Annotated in this window: 19 protein-coding genes and 3 tRNA genes; 16 read left to right on the top strand and 6 right to left on the bottom strand. The window is 72.8% G+C overall.

Annotated features, from left to right (window positions below; all coding sequences use genetic code 11):
* Positions 1 to 70 precede the first annotated feature (70 nt).
* The 9 genes from ABIB53_RS04120 (at position 71) to ABIB53_RS04080 (ending at position 4,150) form a co-directional block, all read left to right on the top strand.
* Positions 71 to 502 (top strand): hypothetical protein, encoded by a 432-nt coding sequence (locus ABIB53_RS04120; RefSeq protein ID WP_354587208.1) that lies wholly within the window; start codon positions 71 to 73, stop codon positions 500 to 502.
* Complete coding sequence (locus ABIB53_RS04115) at positions 499 to 1,107, top strand: DNA-3-methyladenine glycosylase I (RefSeq protein ID WP_308222096.1); 609 nt, start codon at positions 499 to 501, stop codon at positions 1,105 to 1,107. The genes ABIB53_RS04120 and ABIB53_RS04115 overlap by 4 nt, the downstream gene beginning before the upstream one ends.
* Positions 1,100 to 1,516 carry an acyl-CoA thioesterase gene (locus ABIB53_RS04110; protein ID WP_354587207.1) on the top strand — a complete coding sequence of 139 codons (417 nt, stop codon included), beginning with the start codon at positions 1,100 to 1,102 and terminating at the stop codon, positions 1,514 to 1,516. The genes ABIB53_RS04115 and ABIB53_RS04110 overlap by 8 nt, the downstream gene beginning before the upstream one ends.
* 95 nt (positions 1,517 to 1,611) lie before the next feature.
* A tRNA-Thr gene (locus ABIB53_RS04105) sits at positions 1,612 to 1,684 on the top strand.
* Positions 1,685 to 1,727: 43 nt separating this feature from the next.
* Positions 1,728 to 1,801, top strand: a tRNA-Met gene (locus tag ABIB53_RS04100).
* Positions 1,802 to 1,943: 142 nt separating this feature from the next.
* The gene (gene rpmG / locus ABIB53_RS04095; RefSeq protein ID WP_068277029.1) at positions 1,944 to 2,114 is read left to right on the top strand and encodes a 50S ribosomal protein L33; all 171 of its coding nucleotides are present in this window, start codon (positions 1,944 to 1,946) and stop codon (positions 2,112 to 2,114) included.
* 88 nt (positions 2,115 to 2,202) lie between these two features.
* A complete protein-coding gene (locus ABIB53_RS04090) occupies positions 2,203 to 2,655 on the top strand; it encodes an FAS1-like dehydratase domain-containing protein (RefSeq protein ID WP_123092249.1) in 453 nt (150 codons plus the stop codon).
* On the top strand, positions 2,652 to 3,077 hold the full coding sequence (locus tag ABIB53_RS04085; RefSeq protein ID WP_068277035.1) for a MaoC family dehydratase: 426 nt from the start codon (positions 2,652 to 2,654) through the stop codon (positions 3,075 to 3,077). Before ABIB53_RS04090 ends, ABIB53_RS04085 begins: the two co-directional genes overlap by 4 nt.
* A complete protein-coding gene (locus ABIB53_RS04080; protein ID WP_354587206.1) occupies positions 3,077 to 4,150 on the top strand; it encodes a UDP-N-acetylmuramate dehydrogenase in 1,074 nt (357 codons plus the stop codon). The genes ABIB53_RS04085 and ABIB53_RS04080 overlap by 1 nt, the downstream gene beginning before the upstream one ends.
* Before the next feature lie 72 nt (positions 4,151 to 4,222).
* Here ABIB53_RS04080 and ABIB53_RS04075 read toward each other — a convergent pair whose 3' ends face one another.
* From ABIB53_RS04075 to ABIB53_RS04055, 5 genes are all read right to left on the bottom strand, one after another.
* The gene (locus tag ABIB53_RS04075; protein ID WP_354587204.1) at positions 4,223 to 5,722 is read right to left on the bottom strand and encodes a S8 family peptidase; all 1,500 of its coding nucleotides are present in this window, start codon (positions 5,720 to 5,722) and stop codon (positions 4,223 to 4,225) included.
* A gap of 120 nt (positions 5,723 to 5,842) precedes the next feature.
* Positions 5,843 to 7,045 (bottom strand): amino acid deaminase/aldolase, encoded by a 1,203-nt coding sequence (locus ABIB53_RS04070; RefSeq protein WP_354587203.1) that lies wholly within the window; start codon positions 7,043 to 7,045, stop codon positions 5,843 to 5,845.
* Positions 7,042 to 8,340 carry a D-arabinono-1,4-lactone oxidase gene (locus ABIB53_RS04065; protein WP_354587202.1) on the bottom strand — a complete coding sequence of 433 codons (1,299 nt, stop codon included), beginning with the start codon at positions 8,338 to 8,340 and terminating at the stop codon, positions 7,042 to 7,044. Before ABIB53_RS04065 ends, ABIB53_RS04070 begins: the two co-directional genes overlap by 4 nt.
* Positions 8,337 to 9,398 carry an adenosine deaminase gene (locus tag ABIB53_RS04060; RefSeq protein WP_354587201.1) on the bottom strand — a complete coding sequence of 354 codons (1,062 nt, stop codon included), beginning with the start codon at positions 9,396 to 9,398 and terminating at the stop codon, positions 8,337 to 8,339. The genes ABIB53_RS04065 and ABIB53_RS04060 overlap by 4 nt, the downstream gene beginning before the upstream one ends.
* 5 nt (positions 9,399 to 9,403) lie before the next feature.
* Positions 9,404 to 10,744, bottom strand: a complete 1,341-nt coding sequence (locus tag ABIB53_RS04055; RefSeq protein WP_354587200.1) for an aspartate aminotransferase type Ic — start codon at positions 10,742 to 10,744, stop codon at positions 9,404 to 9,406.
* A 207-nt stretch (positions 10,745 to 10,951) separates the two neighbouring features.
* Between ABIB53_RS04055 and ABIB53_RS04050 the strand changes: the two genes are divergently transcribed.
* The 7 genes from ABIB53_RS04050 (at position 10,952) to rplL (ending at position 15,221) form a co-directional block, all read left to right on the top strand.
* Positions 10,952 to 11,024: transfer RNA gene (locus ABIB53_RS04050), tRNA-Trp, on the top strand.
* Between the two features lie 57 nt (positions 11,025 to 11,081).
* Positions 11,082 to 11,342: a preprotein translocase subunit SecE gene (gene secE / locus ABIB53_RS04045; protein WP_068277056.1), complete on the top strand. Its 261-nt coding sequence runs from the start codon at positions 11,082 to 11,084 to the stop codon at positions 11,340 to 11,342.
* A gap of 76 nt (positions 11,343 to 11,418) precedes the next feature.
* The gene (nusG, locus tag ABIB53_RS04040) at positions 11,419 to 12,321 is read left to right on the top strand and encodes a transcription termination/antitermination protein NusG (RefSeq protein WP_354587199.1); all 903 of its coding nucleotides are present in this window, start codon (positions 11,419 to 11,421) and stop codon (positions 12,319 to 12,321) included.
* Between the two features lie 92 nt (positions 12,322 to 12,413).
* The gene (gene rplK / locus ABIB53_RS04035) at positions 12,414 to 12,851 is read left to right on the top strand and encodes a 50S ribosomal protein L11 (protein WP_123092242.1); all 438 of its coding nucleotides are present in this window, start codon (positions 12,414 to 12,416) and stop codon (positions 12,849 to 12,851) included.
* A gap of 199 nt (positions 12,852 to 13,050) precedes the next feature.
* Complete coding sequence (gene rplA, locus ABIB53_RS04030) at positions 13,051 to 13,791, top strand: 50S ribosomal protein L1 (protein WP_068277064.1); 741 nt, start codon at positions 13,051 to 13,053, stop codon at positions 13,789 to 13,791.
* 335 nt (positions 13,792 to 14,126) lie between these two features.
* Positions 14,127 to 14,750 (top strand): 50S ribosomal protein L10, encoded by a 624-nt coding sequence (gene rplJ / locus ABIB53_RS04025; RefSeq protein ID WP_068277066.1) that lies wholly within the window; start codon positions 14,127 to 14,129, stop codon positions 14,748 to 14,750.
* Positions 14,751 to 14,834: 84 nt separating this feature from the next.
* On the top strand, positions 14,835 to 15,221 hold the full coding sequence (gene rplL, locus ABIB53_RS04020) for a 50S ribosomal protein L7/L12 (RefSeq protein WP_068277068.1): 387 nt from the start codon (positions 14,835 to 14,837) through the stop codon (positions 15,219 to 15,221).
* Between the two features lie 125 nt (positions 15,222 to 15,346).
* On the opposite strand, the gene ABIB53_RS04015 is transcribed toward rplL, so the two are convergent.
* Positions 15,347 to 16,579 (bottom strand): phospholipase D-like domain-containing protein, encoded by a 1,233-nt coding sequence (locus tag ABIB53_RS04015; RefSeq protein WP_123092241.1) that lies wholly within the window; start codon positions 16,577 to 16,579, stop codon positions 15,347 to 15,349.
* Positions 16,580 to 16,711: the final 132 nt, after the last annotated feature.

The following is a 16,711-nucleotide window of genomic DNA, read 5'->3' as shown; positions in this document are numbered from 1 at the left end:
AAGGCCTCGGACCAACACCGGTCCGAGGCCTTCGTCGTCCGGCCGTGACCGCCTCCTGGAGGGACCGCTGATGACCGACCGACCGATGATCACCCGGGGCGGGGTCGCGCTCGCGGCCGCGTCCGGCCTGGTCACCGCCGCCCTGAGCGCGCAGGAGCACCCCCGTCTGCTGCGCGGGGTCACCCTCGTCGTCGCGGCCGGCGCCGGGGTCGCCGTCGCGACCGGTGCGGCGGCCGGGTGGCGCGAGGGCAGCCCCGAGCCCGCCGACGGGCCCCGGCAGCGCGTGCCCCTCCCCGTCTCGCTCGGCCTCGGGACCTTCGCCGCGGTGACCTTCGCCGCCGGCGGCGAGCTCGGGCTGCGCGGTCAGGCTGCCGTCGAGCGCTGGGCGCAGCGCACGACCCGGCACCCCCGGCTCGTCCTCGGCCTCGGCGGCGCCGCGATCTCGCTGCTCGCCACGGCGCTCGACCCCACCCCGCAGGACGAGGGCGAGGACCCCCGGTGAGCGACCTCGTCGTCGGCGAGGACGGGCTGGCCCGCCCGCCCTGGGCGAGCACCGACCCACTGCTGCGTGCCTACTACGACACCGAGTGGGGCATGCCGGTGCGCGACGAGCGCGGCCTCTTCGAGCGGCTGAGCCTCGAGGCCTTCCAGTCCGGGCTGTCGTGGGCGACGATCCTGCGCAAGCGGCCCGCCTTCCGGGCGGCCTTCGACGACTTCGACCCCGAGCGCGTCGCCCGCTACGGCGACGCCGACGTCGCGCGCCTCATGGCCGACGCCGGCATCGTGCGCAACGCGCGCAAGGTCGCCGCGACGATCATCAACGCCCGCGCCACCCTCGAGCTGCGCGCCGACGGCGGGCTCCCCGGGCTCGTGTGGTCGCACCAGCCGCAGACCACCCCCGTGCCGACCACCCAGGCCGAGGTGCCGACGACCTCGCCGCAGTCCGTCGCCCTCGCCCGAGAGCTCAAGGCACGCGGCTTCGCCTTCGTCGGCCCGACGACGATGCACGCGCTCATGGAGGCGGTCGGCGTCGTCGACACCCACCTCGTCGGCAGCCACCGGCGCGGGACGTCCGGTCTGTGGCGAGAGGATGGCACCCGTGCCTGACCACCCCTTCGTCACCGAGGTCCCGACCCGCTGGCTCGACAACGACCAGTTCGGCCACGTCAACAACGCCGTGCACTACCAGGTGATGGACACGGTCATCAACGACTGGCTCCAGGCCCAGGGCTTCGACCCCTCCGGCGACGTCGTCGACCTCGTGCCCGAGAGCGGCTGCCGCTACCACGCCGAGATCTCCTACCCCGACCGCTTCGTCGTCGCGCTGTCCGTGGCCCGTCTCGGGCGCACCTCGGTGACCTGGTCGCTCGAGCTCTCCCGGGCGAGCGACGGCGTCGCCGTCGCGACCGGTCACGTCGTCCACGTCTTCGTCGACCGGGCGACCCGCACCCCGGTGCCGCTCGAGGGCTCCCTGCGCGCCGCGATGACCTCGATCGCGCGGTCCGAGCAGGCCTAGGAGCGGGGCGAAGGGGGAGCCTGCGGGCCCCGATTTCCGCCCCGACCGCCTCGCCGTGTAATCTCTGCGAGGCGCCGCGCACACGTGTGCGGCACGCCCCCTTAGCTCAGTCGGCAGAGCGTTTCCATGGTAAGGAAAAGGTCGTCGGTTCGATTCCGACAGGGGGCTCGGTATGGCATCGCCGGCTCGTCCGGTCGGTGCCGCACCGCACGGCGGGGTAGCTCAGCTGGTTAGAGCGCACGACTCATAATCGTGAGGTCGCGGGATCGAGTCCCGCTCCCGCTACGAGCACCGGTGCCGGTGGCATCCGCAGCGCGGATTTCGCCGTCCTCGGTGCGTGCCCTATCCTGGTATGTCGATGGCCGCCGCCCAGGGCGCGTGTGCCGACCAGATCGTCTCCACCCCCGTTCCGAGAGCAGGTTGTCCCGTGGCTAGCAAGAGCGCCGACGTCCGTCCCAAGATCACGCTGGCGTGCACGGAGTGCAAGGAGCGCAACTACATCACCAAGAAGAACCGTCGCAACAACCCCGACCGCATGGAGCTGTCGAAGTACTGCCGTCGCGACGGGCGCCACACGCTGCACCGCGAGACCCGCTGAGCGTCCCGCACCGCGCACCTCGACGCCGCCCCGGCCACCGGCCTGGGGCGGCGTCGCGCTGTCCCGGCGCGGCACTAGGGTGAGGCCCATGGCTGTCAACGAGTCCTTCGTCGGGCGCACGTACCCCCCGACCGAGCCCTACCAGGTCGGCCGCGAGGCGATCCGCGACTTCGCCGACGCCGTCGGCGCGAGCTCGCCGCTGCACCGCGACCTCGAGGCCGCCCGGGCGGCCGGCTACCGCGACCTCGTCGCGCCGCCGACCTTCGCGGTCATCGCCGGTCAGCGCACCGACCGCCAGTTCGTCACCGACCCCGAGGCGGGGGTCGACTACTCCCGCGTCGTCCACGGCGAGCAGCGCTTCGTCCACCACCGCCCGATCGTCGCCGGCGACGAGCTGCGCGGCGTGCTGACGATCGACTCCGTGCGCGCCGCCGGCGGCCACACGATGGTCGTCATGCGCAGCGACCTGCTCGACCCCGAGGACCAGCCGGTCGCGACGTCGCTGTCCACGATCGTCATCCGCGGGGAGGAGTCGGCATGAGCGTGCGCACCCACGACCAGGTGAGCGTCGGCGAGGAGCTGCCGGGCCTGACCCTCCACGTCGACAGGGCCACCCTCGTCGGCTACGCGGGCGCCTCCGGCGACCGCAACGTCATCCACTGGGACGAGCGCTTCGCGCGCTCCGTCGGCCTGCCAGACGTCATCGCCCACGGCATGTGGACCATGGGTGCGGCCGTCGAGGTCGTCACCTCGTGGGTCGGCGACCCCGGCCGGGTCGTCGACTACGGCACCCGCTTCACCCGTCCGGTCGTCGTCCCCTACGAGGAGGGCGCCGACGTCGAGGTGAGCGCGAAGGTCACGAGCCTGGACGAGCAGACCCGCCGGGCCGTCGTCGACGTCACCGCGACGTGCGCCGGCGAGAAGGTGCTCGGCCGCTGCCGGGTCACCGTCCAGCTCGACTGATGCGCACCGACCACGACGCCCCGATCGCCCCGCTGACGACGATGCGGGTCGGCGGCCCCGCCGCCACCCTCGTCACCGTCGAGTCGGCCGACGAGGCCGTGGCCGTCGTGCGCGAGGTCGACGCCGCCGGGCGCGACCTGCTCGTCGTCTCCGGGGGCTCCAACCTCGTCGTCGCCGACGAGGGCTTCGACGGCGTCGTCCTGCGCATGGCCAGCCGCGGCATCACCGTCGAGTCGCAGGACCTGTGCTCGGGGGCCTTCGTCACCGTCGCCGCCGGCGAGCCGTGGGACGACCTCGTCGCCCACGCGGTCGCCTCCGGGTGGTCGGGCATCGAGGCGCTCAGCGGGATCCCCGGGCTCACCGGGGCGACACCGGTGCAGAACGTCGGCGCCTACGGCCAGGAGGTCGCCCAGACCCTCGCCCGGGTCCGGGTGCTCGACCGCACGACCGGCCAGGTGCGCACGATGGCGGCGGCCGACTGCGGCTTCACCTACCGGCACTCGGTCTTCAAGGGCACCGACCGCTTCGTCGTCCTCGACGTGAGCTTCCAGCTCGCCCTCGCCGACCTCTCCGCACCGGTCGCCTACGCAGATCTCGCCCAGCAGCTCGGCGTCGAGCTGGGGGAGCGGGTCCCGCTCGCCGACGCCCGCGAGGCCGTCCTCGCCCAGCGCCGCCGCCGCGGGATGGTGCTCGACGAGGCCGACCACGACACGTGGAGCTGCGGGTCCTTCTTCACCAACCCCGTCCTGCCCGCCGCCGACCACGACGTCCTCGTCGCCCGGGCGGCGGAGCGGCTCGGGCCGGACGCACCGCCGCCGCCCCGCTTCGACGCCCCCGGCGGCCAGGCGAAGACGAGCGCCGCGTGGCTCATCGAGCGGGCCGGCTTCGGCAAGGGCTACGGCATGCCGGGCCCGGCCGCGCTGTCGACGAAGCACACGCTCGCGGTGACCAACCGCGGGTCCGCGAGCGCCGCCGACGTCGCCGCGCTGGCCCGCGAGGTGCGCGACGGCGTGCGCGAGGCCTTCGGCGTGACCCTCGTCAACGAGCCGGTCTTCGTCGGGCACGCGCTCTAGCCGCTCCCCTCGCACGCAGCAGGGCCCGGCACCCCTTCGGGTGCCGGGCCCTGCCGCTGCTGCTGCGGTGGGTCAGCGCACGGCCGCGGCCGCGTCGACCACACCCTGGCCGTAGTAGCTGTTCTCCGAGGCGTCACCGACGCACGGCGCACCGGCCGCGGTCGTTGAGCACGGGGTGTCGGTCGCCTGGGCGCGGATGCGCTCGACGACCTGCGAGGCGCTCAGCTCGGGGTGAGCCGAGCGCATGAGGGCGACGACACCGGCGACGTGCGGGGACGCCATCGAGGTGCCGCTCTTGTAGCCCCAGCCGTTGTTCGTGACGATCGTCGACAGGATCCGGCTGCCCGGCGCCGCGACGTCGATCGAGCCGAGGCCCCGGTTGCTGAAGGACGACAGCTTGCCGGCCTGGTCGATCGAGGAGACGGTGAGCACGTCGTCGAGCTCGGTCGGGATGTCCTTGCACGAGGAGTTGATCGTGCGGTTGACCGCCGTGCCGTCGTTCGGGCTCGAGGCGTTCGTCGTCTTGTTCGACAGGTCGTAGGAGCTGTTGCCCGCCGCGGCGACGTGCACGGTGCCCTCGTCCTGCGACCACTTCACCGCGCGGCGCACGGCCTCGAGGGCCGGGGCCTGCTCGGGCTGGTCACCGCACCAGAACTCGAAGGGGTCCACGTAGTAGCTGTTGTTCGTGACCTCCATGCCCTTCTCGCCGGCCCACATGAAGCCGCAGATCGCGTACTCGGGGTAGATGTACCCCTCGTCGCTGACGACCTTGACCGAGGCCATCTTCACGCCCGGGGCGACGCCGACGATGCCGACGCCGTTGCGGGCGGCACCGATGGTGCCGGCCACGTGGGTGCCGTGGTCGCTCGTCGTCGGGGCCCAGCCGGTGGCCGAGGTGTCGGGACGACCGCCGGCTGTGCAGTTGACGGACTGCGCGACGTCGATCTGGCTGGCGAGGTCCGGGTGGTCGGGGTCGATGCCGCTGTCGAGGACGCCGACGGTGACCTTCGAGGAGCCGGTCGTCGTCTTGTGGGCCTCGGGGACGCCGATGTTCTTCATGTCCCACTGGAGCGACTCGTACTGCTCCGGGACGCCGGTCGCCGGGGTGGTCGGGCCCTCGACGGGGTCCTCGGCGCGGGGGATCGCCTTGATCTGGCCCTTGCCCGGGCCCCAGGGGGCCTGGACGCCCTCGGGGGTGCCCTCGAGGACGGCGGCGGTGCGGGTCGGGCCGGCCGACGCGACGGCGCCCTTGGCCTTGGTGACGACCTCGGTGCGGAAGTCGCCGTTCTTCGAGTGGGCGACGACGACGCCGATCTGGGGCCAGGACTGCACGACGACGCCGCCGGCGGCCTCCACGGCCTTCTCGACCTTGCGGACCTGACCGGGGTTGACGATCTTGGCGTTGACGACGTAGCTCGCGAGCTGACCGTCCGGCGTGCTCACGGGGACCGGGGTCGACGGCGGCTCGGCCGCGCTGCTCGAGCCGGCCGCGGACTGCGAGCCGACGAGGGTGAGACCGATCGCGGCGGTCGCCACGATCCAGGGGGTGGTGCGCTTCCTCGTTGAAGCCATGGGGGAGTTTCTCCTTCGGGCTGCCCCGCCGACAGGGTGCGCGGCGGGCTCCGGCGATCCTGGCAGGCGGGGCTCCCCCGCGCCAGACCCCTGCGGGTCACGCCTTCGTGACGGACCGCGTCACAAGAAGGCCCGGCCCTCCCCGCGGTAGGTCGGCACGCTCTGCACGACCTCGTCGCCCTCGACGAGGTGCAGGACGTCGACGTGCTCGCTCAGCTCGCCGGCCTTCGTGTGGCGGAACCACACCCGGTCGCCGATGCGCAGGTCGTCGACACCCCGACCGGTGAGCGGCGTCTGCACCTCGCCGGCGCCCTCGGCCCCGATGAGCCGCAGGCCGGGTGGGTGCACCGGGAGCGGGAGCCGGTCGCGACCGGTCGCGCCGGAGGCGACCCAGCCGCCGCCGAGCACCGTCGCGTGCCGGGGGGAGGGGCGGCGAACGACCGGCAGGACGAAGTGGGCGGCCGGGCGGGGCCGGAAGCGGGTGTAGTGGTCGAAGAGGTGCGGGCCGAGCAGCCCGGACCCCGCCGCGACCTCGGTGACGGCGGCCTCGGCGGACGTCGTCTCGAGGCTGCCGGTGCCGCCACCGTTGACGAAGTCGAGCGGGGCCACCTCGCGCACCGCGGCGACGGCCTCGGCGCGACGCTGCGCGAGCTCGGCCACCGAGCGCCGCTGCACCGCGCGGACGGCGAGGCGACGCAGCCCGGGCTGGTCGTCGCCGACACCGGCGACCTGGCCCTCGTAGGCCATGAGCCCGACGAGGCGGAGCCGTGGGTGGTCGTGGACCGCCCGGGCCAGGGCGGCGACCTCCTGCGGGGTGTGCGCGGGCGAGCGGCGCGCCCCGAGGTGCACCCGGCCCCCGGCCAGCCGCAGCGACGCGTCGAGCTCGACGCACACCCGCACCGGTGGGCCGTCGGCCCCGACGTGGGCGGCGGTGAGGTCGAGGTGCTCCGGGCTGTCGACCATGAGGGTCACCCGGGCGGCCAGGCGCTCGTCGGCGCCGAGCCGGGCGAGGGCCGCGCGGTCGACACTGGGGTACCCGACGACGACGTCCTCGACCTCCTCGGCGAGCCACAGGGCCTCGGGCAGGGTGTAGGCGAGGACCCCGGCGTACCCGGGGGTCACCAAGGTGCGCCGCACGATCTCGCGGCACCGCACCGACTTGCTCGCGACCCGGATCGGGGTGCCACCGGCCCGCCGGACGAGGTCGGCGGTGTTCGCGCGCAGCGCGGCGAGGTCGACGACGGCGAAGGGGGGCTCGAGGTGCGCGGTGGCGCGGGCGAGGGCGTCGTGGTCGACGGGGCGGGCGCGGGGGCCGCCGCTCATGGTCCGAGCACCCGCTCGAGGTAGGGGTTGGCGAAGACCCGTCCGGGGTCGACCTCGTCGCGCACCGCGAGGACGTCGTCGAAGCGGGGGTAGAGCGGGCGCAGGGCGCTCGCGTCGAGGCGGTGAATCTTGCCCCAGTGCGGCCGCCCGCCGGCCGCGCCGAGCACGTCCTCGCACACCGAGAACCACCGCTCGTGCGGCATGCGGTGGTACTGGTGGAAGGCGACGACCGCGCTCTCGCGCTCGTGCGCCGGCGAGAGCCAGATGTCGTCGCTGCGCACGAAGCGGATCTCGAAGGGGAAGGACACCGGCTCGTCGTGCTCCTCGACCCACCGCCACAGCTCGCGCAGGGCCGGCACGAGGGCGTCGCGGGGCACGAAGTACTCGCCCTCGCGGAAGCGCACGTCGCGTCGGGACGCGAAGACCTGCGGCGCGAGGTCGGTGAACTCGCGGGCCGAGATCGCCCGGGTGACGAGCGAGGTGATGCCCGGCACGAGGCGTGGCACCCGGGTGCCGACCCGCAGCAGCGCCTCGAGCCCGACGTTCGTCGCGATCTCGTCGTCGAGCAGCCGGGCGAGGGTGCTCATCGGCCGCAGCGGGGCGTCCCCCGGCAGCCGCTCGAAGCGTCGGGTGAGCGCGGTCGAGGTGTGCGGGAACCAGAAGAGCTCGAAGTGGTCGTTCGTCGCGGCGAGCTCGTCGACCTCCTCGAGCAGCTGCTCCATCGGCATCTTCGCGTCGACGGCGTGCAGCGCGTAGAGCGGCACGCACTGGAGGGTCACGCTCGTCACGACGCCGAGGGCGCCGATGCCGACCCGGGCCGCCGCGAAGAGCTCGGGGCGCTGCGTCGGCGAGCAGGTGACGACGCTCCCGTCGCCGAGGACGAGCTCGAGCGCGCGCACCTGCGTCGAGATGCTCCCGAACCTCTCGCCGCTGCCGTGGGTGCCCGTGCTCACCGCACCGCCGACGGTCTGCCGGTCGATGTCACCGAGGATCTCCAGGGCCAGCCCGTGCTCGGCGAGCAGGGGGGTGAGCCGGTGCAACGGCATCCCCGCCCCGACACGCACCAGGCCCGAGGCGCGGTCGACCTCGTGCACCGCGTCCAGCCGGTCGGGCAGCAGCTGCACGCCCGGGGCGACGGCCGCGCCGGAGAAGGAGTGACCGGCACCGACCGCCTTGACCCCGAGCCCGTCGCGCACGGCCGCACGGACGGCGTCGCAGACCTCCTGGGTCGACGACGGCGAGACGACCCGGGCCGGGTCGGCCCGCTCGGTGCCCGCCCAGTTCTGCCAGGTCACGAGCCCGACCCGTCGCCGGGGTCCTGCGCGAGCCACGCGTCGACATCGGCCTCGGCCTGCCGGCGCACCTCCTGCGGCGCACGGCTCATGGCGAAGGAGGCGCGGGCGAGGTCGGCCAGCGCGGCGTCGTCGAGCCCGAGATCACGGGCGGTCTCGTACTGGTCGACGAGCCGGGAGCCGAAGAGGAGGGGGTCGTCGGCGCCGAGGGCGACCTGGGCGCCGGCGTCGACGAGCCGGCGAAGGGGGACCGCCCCCGCCTCGGGGTAGACCCCGAGCGAGACGTTGCTCCCCGGGCAGACCTCGAGGCCGATGCCGCGCTCGACGACGAGGTCGAGGACGCGGGGGTCCTCGACGGAGCGCACGCCGTGACCGAGTCGCTGCGGGCCGATGGCCTCGACGGTCGTCTCGACGGCGGTCGGCCCGAGCAGCTCGCCGGCGTGCGGCGTGAGGAGCAGACCGGCCCGCTCGGCGATGCGGAAGGCGGGGGCGAAGTCGGCGGTGTCACCGCGCCGCTCGTCGTTGGACAGCCCGAAGCCGACGACCTCGCCGGGTCCGTCGCCGGCGTGGTGGGCGGCCAGACGGGCGAGCGCGCGGGCCTCGAGCGGGTGGCGCACCCGGCTCGCCGCGACGACGATCGCGACCTGGGCCGAGCCGGTGCGCCGCGCGTCGCGCGAGACCGCCCGGGCCTCGTCGAGGACGATCTCGATGGCCGGGGTGATCCCGCCGACGAAGGGGGCGTACGACGTCGGGTCGACCTGCAGCTCGAGCCAGCGCGAGCCCTCCGCGCCGTCGTCGGCCGCAGCCTCGCGCACGATCCGCCGCATCTCGGCCTCCCCGCGCACGCAGTGCCGCGCCGCGTCGTAGAGCCGCTGGAAGCGGAACCACCCGCGCTCGTCGGCGGCCGAGAGCTCGGGCGGGTAGGAGCCCGGGGCGAGCGCGCTCGGCAGCCGCAGCCGGTGCTCGACGGCCATCTCGCGCACGGTCTCGACCCGCATCGACCCGGTGAAGTGCAGGTGGAGGTGCGCCTTGGGCAGGGTGGCGAGGTCGCGCCGGGGCACCGCCCCTACCCCTGGTCGCCCGGGTCGGAGACGCCGCTGGGTCGGTCGCGACCGCTGCCGGCGGTCGCGTGCTCCACGGCGGCGAGCAGGACGCAGGTCGCGACGACCTCCATCGCCTCGCGCACCTCGTCCAGGGGCGGCATCGTCGGGGCGAGGCGGATGTTCTCGTCCTGCGGGTCTCGGCCGTAGGGGAAGGACGCCCCGGCCGGGGTGAGGGCGACGCCGACCCCCTTCGCCAGCTCGACGACCCGGCTCGCGGTGCCCGGCACGACGTCGAGGCTGACGAAGTAGCCGCCGGTGGGGGAGTTCCACCGGGCGATCCCGAGCCCCCCGAGGCGCTCGCCGAGGACCCGCTCGACCTCGGCGAACTTCGGCGCGATGATCGCGGCGTGCTCGCGCATGTGCGCCCGCACGCCCTCGGCGTCGCCGAAGAGCTCGGCGTGGCGCAGGTGGTTGACCTTGTCCGGGCCGATCGAGCCCTTGCCGAGGTGCTGGAGGTACCACGCCACCTGCTCGGTCGAGCTCGCGAGGAAGGCGACGCCGGCCCCGGCGTAGGTGATCTTGCTCGTCGACGCGAACATGACCGGCCGGTGCGGGTGGCCCGAGGCCGCGGCGAGGCCGAGGAGGTCGGCGCTCTTGGCCTCGTCCGGCCCGAGGTGGTGCACGGCGTAGGCGTTGTCCCAGAAGATCTTGAAGTCCGGCGCGGCCGTCGGCATCGCGGCGAGCTCGGCGGCCACCTCCTGGCTGCACACGGCCCCCGTCGGGTTGGCGTACGTGGGCACGAGCCACATGCCCTTGACGCCCGGGTCGTCGGCGACGAGCGCGGCGACCGCAGCCGCGTCGGGCCCGTCCTCGCGCATCGGCACCGTGACCATCGAGATGCCGAGCTCCTCGAGGAGGGCGAAGTGGCGGTCGTAGCCCGGCACGGGGCACACGAAGGTGATCGACTCCTCGTCCTTCCACGGCCTGGGGGAGTCCACGCCGCCGAAGAGCAGGAGGTCGACGAGGCACTCGCGCATGAGGGTGAGCGACGAGCTGCCCCCGGCGACGAGCTGGGGGACGTCGACGCCGAGCAGCTCGGCGAAGATCTCGCGGATCTCGACGAGCCCGGCCAGGCCCCCGTAGTTGCGCACGTCGGTGCCGGAGCGGTCGGTCGTCGTCGTCGGCAGGCGGAGCAGCGCGTCGGAGAGGTCGAGCTGGGCGGCGCTCGGCTTGCCGCGGGTGACGTCGAGGGCCAGGCCCTTCGCGCGCAGCGCCTCGTAGTCCTCGCGCGTGCTCGTCAGGAGGTCGTCGAGCTCGTCGGGGGCGAGGTCGGGCAGGGGGCGAGGGCTGCGCTGGGCGGTCACGAGCGCCAGTCTGGCACCGCCGTGGTCGGCGCGGGCGGGGGCGTCCCGCCGGCTGCGGGGCGGCCGCCTCGGCGCCGGTTCGCGCCCGGGCCGCCGGCTCACGTATGGTGGTCCCTTGGTTGACCTCGACCAGAGTCTCCGCCATGCCCCCGGGCAGGCCTGACGAAGGGGGTCGACCGCGGGACCCGGACCCAGCCCGGGGCCCGTAGGGCAGTGGCTCAATTGGTAGAGCACCGGTCTCCAAAACCGGCGGTTGGGGGTTCGAGTCCCTCCTGCCCTGCGTTACGCGGTACCCACCGCGCAGCATGGTGTCCCCGACGACGAGAGAAGTGACGACGTGACCGAGCTCGGTGCGCAGCCGTCGAAGGCTCGACGTCAGGAGCCCAAGGGCGGCAACCCGGTGTCCCGGTTCTTCGGGTCGATCGGGCTCTTCATCACCCAGGTGCTCGACGAGCTCCGCAAAGTCGTCCGCCCGACGCGCTCGGAGCTGGTCAACTACACGCTCGTCGTCATCGTCTTCGTCACGGTGATGATGCTCTTCGTGTCGCTGGTCGACTTCGGCTTCACCAGGCTCGTGATGTGGGTCTTCGGCGGCTGACCCCGCCCCCGCACGACCCGTACGTCCTGCGGCGCCCCGCGCCGCCCGTCCACAACACGTGAGGTAGCACCAGGCCATGTCCGACCAGCCGACCAGCCCCTTCGCCGGCTCCGACGACGAGCTGACGCCTGCCCAGGCCGAGGCCGCCGCCAGCGGCCTCGCCACGCCCGACCTGCCCAGCGCCGACGAGGTCGAGGCAGAGCGCGCGCTCGACGCCGACGCCGACCTCGCCCTCGACGCATCCTCCGACGAGGACGGCGCGAGCGAGGACGACGCCACCGAGGACGTCGACGTCGAGGTGAGCGACGAGAGCGCCCCCACGACGGACGAGGACGGCGACCTGCTCCCTGAGGACCAGGCCGACCCGGTCCAGGCCTTCAAGGACGACCTCGCGAGCAAGTTCGGCGACTGGTACGTCATCCACAGCTACGCGGGCTACGAGAACCGCGTCAAGCACAACCTCGAGACGCGCGTCGCGAACCTCAACATGGAGGACTACATCTTCGAGGTGGCCGTCACGATCGACGAGGTCACCGAGATCAAGTCCGGCCAGAAGAAGACGCGCAAGCAGCCGCGCATGCCCGGCTACGTCCTCGTGCGCATGGACCTCACCGACGAGTCGTGGGGTGCCGTGCGGCACACCCCGGGCGTCACCGGCTTCGTCGGCAACGCCCACGACCCGGTCCCGCTGAGCCTCGACGAGGTCTACACGATGCTCAAGCCCGCCGACCTGGAGAAGTCCGCCGCCGGCGCGACCTCCGGCGGGGGAGCGAGCAAGGGCGCCGACGGCTCCGGCCAGGGCGCGACCCTCGACTTCGAGGTCGGCGAGTCGGTCACCGTCACCGACGGCCCCTTCGAGACCATGCCGGCGAGCATCGCCGAGGTCCACCCGGACACCCAGAAGCTCAAGGTGTTCGTCTCCATCTTCGGCCGGGAGACCCCGGTCGAGCTGTCCTACAGCCAGGTCGCCAAGATCTGAGCGCAGGACGGCGGCCGGTCTGACACCTCGGACCGGCATGCAACCGGGTCATCGCCCATGGCGTCGGCCCACGATCATGTGAGGAGCTTGGGATGCCTCCCAAGAGCAAGAAGGTCTCCGGCCTCATCAAGCTGCAGATCCAGGCCGGTCAGGCCACCCCCGCGCCCCCCGTCGGCCCCGCGCTGGGTCAGCACGGCGTCAACATCATGGAGTTCGTCAAGGCGTACAACGACGCCACGGCGGACAAGCGCGGCAACGTCATCCCCGTCGAGATCACGGTCTACGAGGACCGCTCGTTCACCTTCATCACCAAGACCCCGCCGGCCTCCGAGCTCATCAAGAAGGCCGCCGGCGTCCAGAAGGGCTCGGGCGAGCCGCACAAGACGAAGGTCGCCAAGCTCAGCGTCGACCAGCTGCGCGAGATCGCCGAGACGAAGATGCCCGACCTCAACGCCAACGACGTCGAGGCCGCGATGAAGATCATCGCCGGCACGGCGCGTCAGATGGGCATCGAGACCGAGCAGGTCTGATGCAGACGAAGGCGAGGTCGGCGGTGAGGTACGAGCCGCCGGCCGAGCCGGAGTCGAATCAGATCCGCGGCAGGCAGACCGAGCAGGTCTGATCCCACCCGCGGGACCCGGGCCTGACGGCCCGGGTGCCGCACCCCCTCGTGGGAGGGCCGGCGCTGGCCCGCACCACACCTCCACCATCACCACCAAGGAGAGATCCATGAAGCGCAGCAAGAGCTACCGCGCAGCGGCCGAGGCCGTCGACCGCGACGCCATGTACGCCCCGCTCGAGGCCATCCGCCTGGCCAAGCAGGGCGCGAAGGGCACCTACGACGAGACCGTCGAGGTCGCCTTCCGCCTGGGCATCGACCCCCGCAAGGCCGACCAGATGGTCCGCGGCACGGTCAACCTGCCCCACGGCACCGGTAAGACCGCCCGTGTCCTCGTCATCGCCAACGGCGACAAGGCCGAGGCCGCCCGCGAGGCCGGCGCCGACCACGTCGGCTCCGACGACATGATCGAGAAGATCCAGGGCGGCTGGATGGACTTCGACGCCGTCGTCGCCACCCCGGACCTCATGGGCAAGGTCGGTCGTCTCGGCAAGGTGCTCGGCCCCCGCGGCCTCATGCCGAACCCGAAGACCGGCACCGTCACGATGGACACGGCCAAGGCCGTCACGGACATCAAGGGCGGCAAGATCGAGTTCCGCAACGACAAGCACGCGAACCTCCACTTCATCATCGGCAAGGTCTCCTTCGACGAGAAGAACCTCGTCGAGAACTACGCCGCCGCGCTCGAGGAGATCACCCGCCTCAAGCCGTCCGCGAGCAAGGGCCGCTACATCACCAAGGCCGTGCTCAGCACGACCATGGGCCCCGGCATCCCGCTCGACTTCACGCGCACGAAGGACCTCCTCGAGGAGTCCGCGCCGGCCAGCTCGGCCGACGTCGCCGCGCAGTGACCTCACGCGCCCGGTGATCCGAGGCGCACCGCACGACGGGGGACCGGGCCAGCCCGGTCCCCCGTCGTCGTCCCCCGGGACGATTTGGTCGTGCGGGCGAGCGCCCGTACGCTGGTCCCGACCGATGACCGCCGGTTTGCCGGCCGACCCACCCGGGTCGACCAGCCGAAGGTCCTGCCACGAGCAGGGCGACCAGCGCAGGACGAACCGATCGACCACTCGCCTCAGGGCGATGCTGTGCGAGCCCCGGTGCGCCCTGCGCCGGGGCTCTTCTCGTGACCGGGGCCGGACGCCGGGGGTGATCGCCCCACAGAAATCACGAGAAGGAGGCCCGCATGGCGAACGCTGAGAAGACTGCCGCCATCGCCGAGCTGACGGACAAGTTCCGCAGCTCCAGCGCGGCCGTTCTCACGGAGTACCGCGGTCTGACCGTGGCCCAGCTCGCCGAGCTGCGCACCAACCTCCGTGGCAACGCCACCTACTCCGTGGTGAAGAACACGCTGACCGAGCTCGCCGCGAAGGAGGCGGGCGTCGAGTCCGCCTTCGAGGGCCAGCTCGTCGGGCCGAACGCCATCGCCTTCGTCGAGGGCGACCCGGTCGAGGCCGCGAAGGCTCTGCGCAACTTCGCCAAGGATCACCCGCTCCTCGTCATCAAGGGTGGTGTGCTCGACGGCAACACCCTGAGCGCCGAGGACATCAACAAGCTCGCGCTGCTCGAGTCGCGCGAGGTGCTCCTGGCCAAGCTGGCTGGCGCCATGAAGGCCCAGCTGACCCAGGCCGCCTACCTCTTCAACGCGCCGCTGGCACAGACGGCTCGCGTCGTCGACGCCCTGCGCGCCAAGGTCGAGGAGCAGGGTCCGGCCGACACGGCCGCCCCCGCTGCCGAGGCCGAGGAGGCCCCGTCCGAGGCTGCCGCCGAGGACACCCAGACCGTCGCCGAGGGTGGCGACGAGAGCTGAGGCCCGCCCCCTCGGGGGAGAGCCCGGCTCGACTACACACACACGCCACTCACGGCTGAAACATCTGTAGAAAGGACGCCCATCATGGCGAAGCTCAGCACCGACGAGCTCCTTGAGGCCTTCAAGGAGATGACCCTCATCGAGCTCTCCGAGTTCGTGAAGCAGTTCGAGGAGACCTTCGAGGTCACCGCTGCGGCCCCCGTGGCCGTCGCGGGCGCCGCCCCGGCCGGTGGCGGCGACGCCCCCGCCGCGGAGGAGCAGGACGAGTTCGACGTCGTCCTCACCGCTGCTGGTGACAAGAAGATCCAGGTCATCAAGGAGGTCCGCGCGCTGACCTCCCTCGGCCTCAAGGAGGCCAAGGACCTCGTCGACGGCGCCCCCAAGCCCGTCCTCGAGAAGGTCGACAAGGCTGCCGCGGAGAAGGCCAAGGAGGCCCTCGAGGGCGCCGGCGCCACCGTCGAGCTCAAGTGATCTCGACCCCTTCGGGGGTCATCTGATCCACGCAAGGGCGGGTCGCACCTCACGGTGCGGCCCGCCCTTCGCCTGTCCTCAGGTGCGACGCACGAGCCTCGGAGGGCGCCGCCCGGGCCTCAGGGCTACAGGAGGGGGCGGTAGGGGGAGAGCAGACCCTCGGCGAGGCGGGAGACGAAGGGGCGCTCGACCCACTGCGCGAGGGTGATCTCGGTGCTGTTGAGGGCGTCGGCGGCGAAGACCTCCTCCATCTGCGCGGCGACGTCGGCGTCGAGGATCTCGAGGTTGATCTCGTAGTTGCCGGCCAGGCTCAGCCGGTCGATGTTCGCCGTGCCGAGCGTCGTCCACCGCCCGTCGATCGTCGCGGTCTTCGCGTGGACCATGGCGTTCTCGTAGCGCAGGATCCGCACGCCCCCGCTCAGCAGCTCGGTGTAGCTGCGCCGGCTCAGCCAGTCGGCGACGACGTGGTTGCTGAAGTGCGGCACGAGGATGCGCACGTCGACCCCGCGGCGGGCGGCCTCGACGAGGGCACGGGTGAGCACGTCGTCGGGGATGAAGTACGCCGCGGTGAGCAGGATCCGCTCGTCGGCCCGGTCGATCGCCTCGAGGTACATGTTGCGGATCGGGTAGACCATGTCGGTCGGGATGTTGCGGTGCACGCGCATGGTGGTCGACCAGGTGCGCGAGTCGGGGTGCTCCAGGTGCGGCGAGCAGCGCCCCGGGGCGACGTTCCAGTAGTCGACGAAGGCGTTCGCCAGCTCGACGACCATCTCGCCGCTCACCCGCGCGTGCGTGTCCCGCCAGCGGTCGGCGTAGAGGCTGCCGACGTTGTAGCCGCCGAGGTAGGCGGCGCGGGAGTCGACGACGAGGAGCTTGCGGTGGTTGCGCCCGCTCTGGCGCGGGGTGACGAAGGGGAAGCGGCCGAGCAGGGGGTGGCGCTTGACGTGGATGCCGTCGGGCAGGCCGGCGAAGAAGGACCGGGGCACGACGAGGTTGGCGAACTCGTCGAAGGCGACGAAGACCTCGACACCCCGCTCGTGGGCGCGCACGAGGGCGTCGCGGAAGGCGTGCCCGATCTCGTCGCCCTTCCAGATGTAGGACTCGAAGAAGACGCGGTGCGTCGCGGCGTCGATGTCGGCGAGCATGTCGTCGAAGAGGGACTCGCCGGAGGTGTAGATCCGCAGGTCGCCGCCGGGCACCGGCACGTCGTGCGGCTCGACGCGGGGCAGACGGCGCGAGGGGCGGTCGCGCTTGCGCCGCGAGTCGACGAAGAGCAGGGCCGCGACGGTGGTCGCCTGGGCCGCGAGCGTCGCGGCCAGACCCTGGCGGATCGTGCGACGCGGCGAGAAGCGGGACATGGCCGTCACCCTAGGGGAGCCGAACCCCGGACACGCGGGGCTGCTGCCTTGACGTCGCCGTGGGCGATGGCGCACCATCATGGCGTCGCTTCGCCACGGCCTGGCTCACGTCAGGAGAGCGCGAGACCACCG

This window comes from Janibacter sp. UYMM211, from assembly GCF_040547045.1.
GTDB lineage: Bacteria > Actinomycetota > Actinomycetes > Actinomycetales > Dermatophilaceae > Marihabitans > Marihabitans melonis.
Note: the sequence above shows the minus strand (reverse complement) of the source record. Positions and strands in the feature narration are given on the sequence as shown.

Coding starts and splice junctions, on each gene's coding strand:
- nusG (WP_354587199.1), top strand. CDS start 11,419: ATGTCCGACCAGCCGACCAGCCCCTTCGCCGGCTCCGACGACGAGCTG.
- ABIB53_RS04090 (WP_123092249.1), top strand. CDS start 2,203: ATGGCTGTCAACGAGTCCTTCGTCGGGCGCACGTACCCCCCGACCGAG.
- ABIB53_RS04080 (WP_354587206.1), top strand. CDS start 3,077: ATGCGCACCGACCACGACGCCCCGATCGCCCCGCTGACGACGATGCGG.
- rplJ (WP_068277066.1), top strand. CDS start 14,127: ATGGCGAACGCTGAGAAGACTGCCGCCATCGCCGAGCTGACGGACAAG.
- rplA (WP_068277064.1), top strand. CDS start 13,051: ATGAAGCGCAGCAAGAGCTACCGCGCAGCGGCCGAGGCCGTCGACCGC.
- rplK (WP_123092242.1), top strand. CDS start 12,414: ATGCCTCCCAAGAGCAAGAAGGTCTCCGGCCTCATCAAGCTGCAGATC.
- rplL (WP_068277068.1), top strand. CDS start 14,835: ATGGCGAAGCTCAGCACCGACGAGCTCCTTGAGGCCTTCAAGGAGATG.
- ABIB53_RS04120 (WP_354587208.1), top strand. CDS start 71: ATGACCGACCGACCGATGATCACCCGGGGCGGGGTCGCGCTCGCGGCC.
- ABIB53_RS04070 (WP_354587203.1), bottom strand. CDS start 7,045: ATGAGCGGCGGCCCCCGCGCCCGCCCCGTCGACCACGACGCCCTCGCC.
- ABIB53_RS04015 (WP_123092241.1), bottom strand. CDS start 16,579: ATGTCCCGCTTCTCGCCGCGTCGCACGATCCGCCAGGGTCTGGCCGCG.
- ABIB53_RS04085 (WP_068277035.1), top strand. CDS start 2,652: ATGAGCGTGCGCACCCACGACCAGGTGAGCGTCGGCGAGGAGCTGCCG.
- ABIB53_RS04075 (WP_354587204.1), bottom strand. CDS start 5,722: ATGGCTTCAACGAGGAAGCGCACCACCCCCTGGATCGTGGCGACCGCC.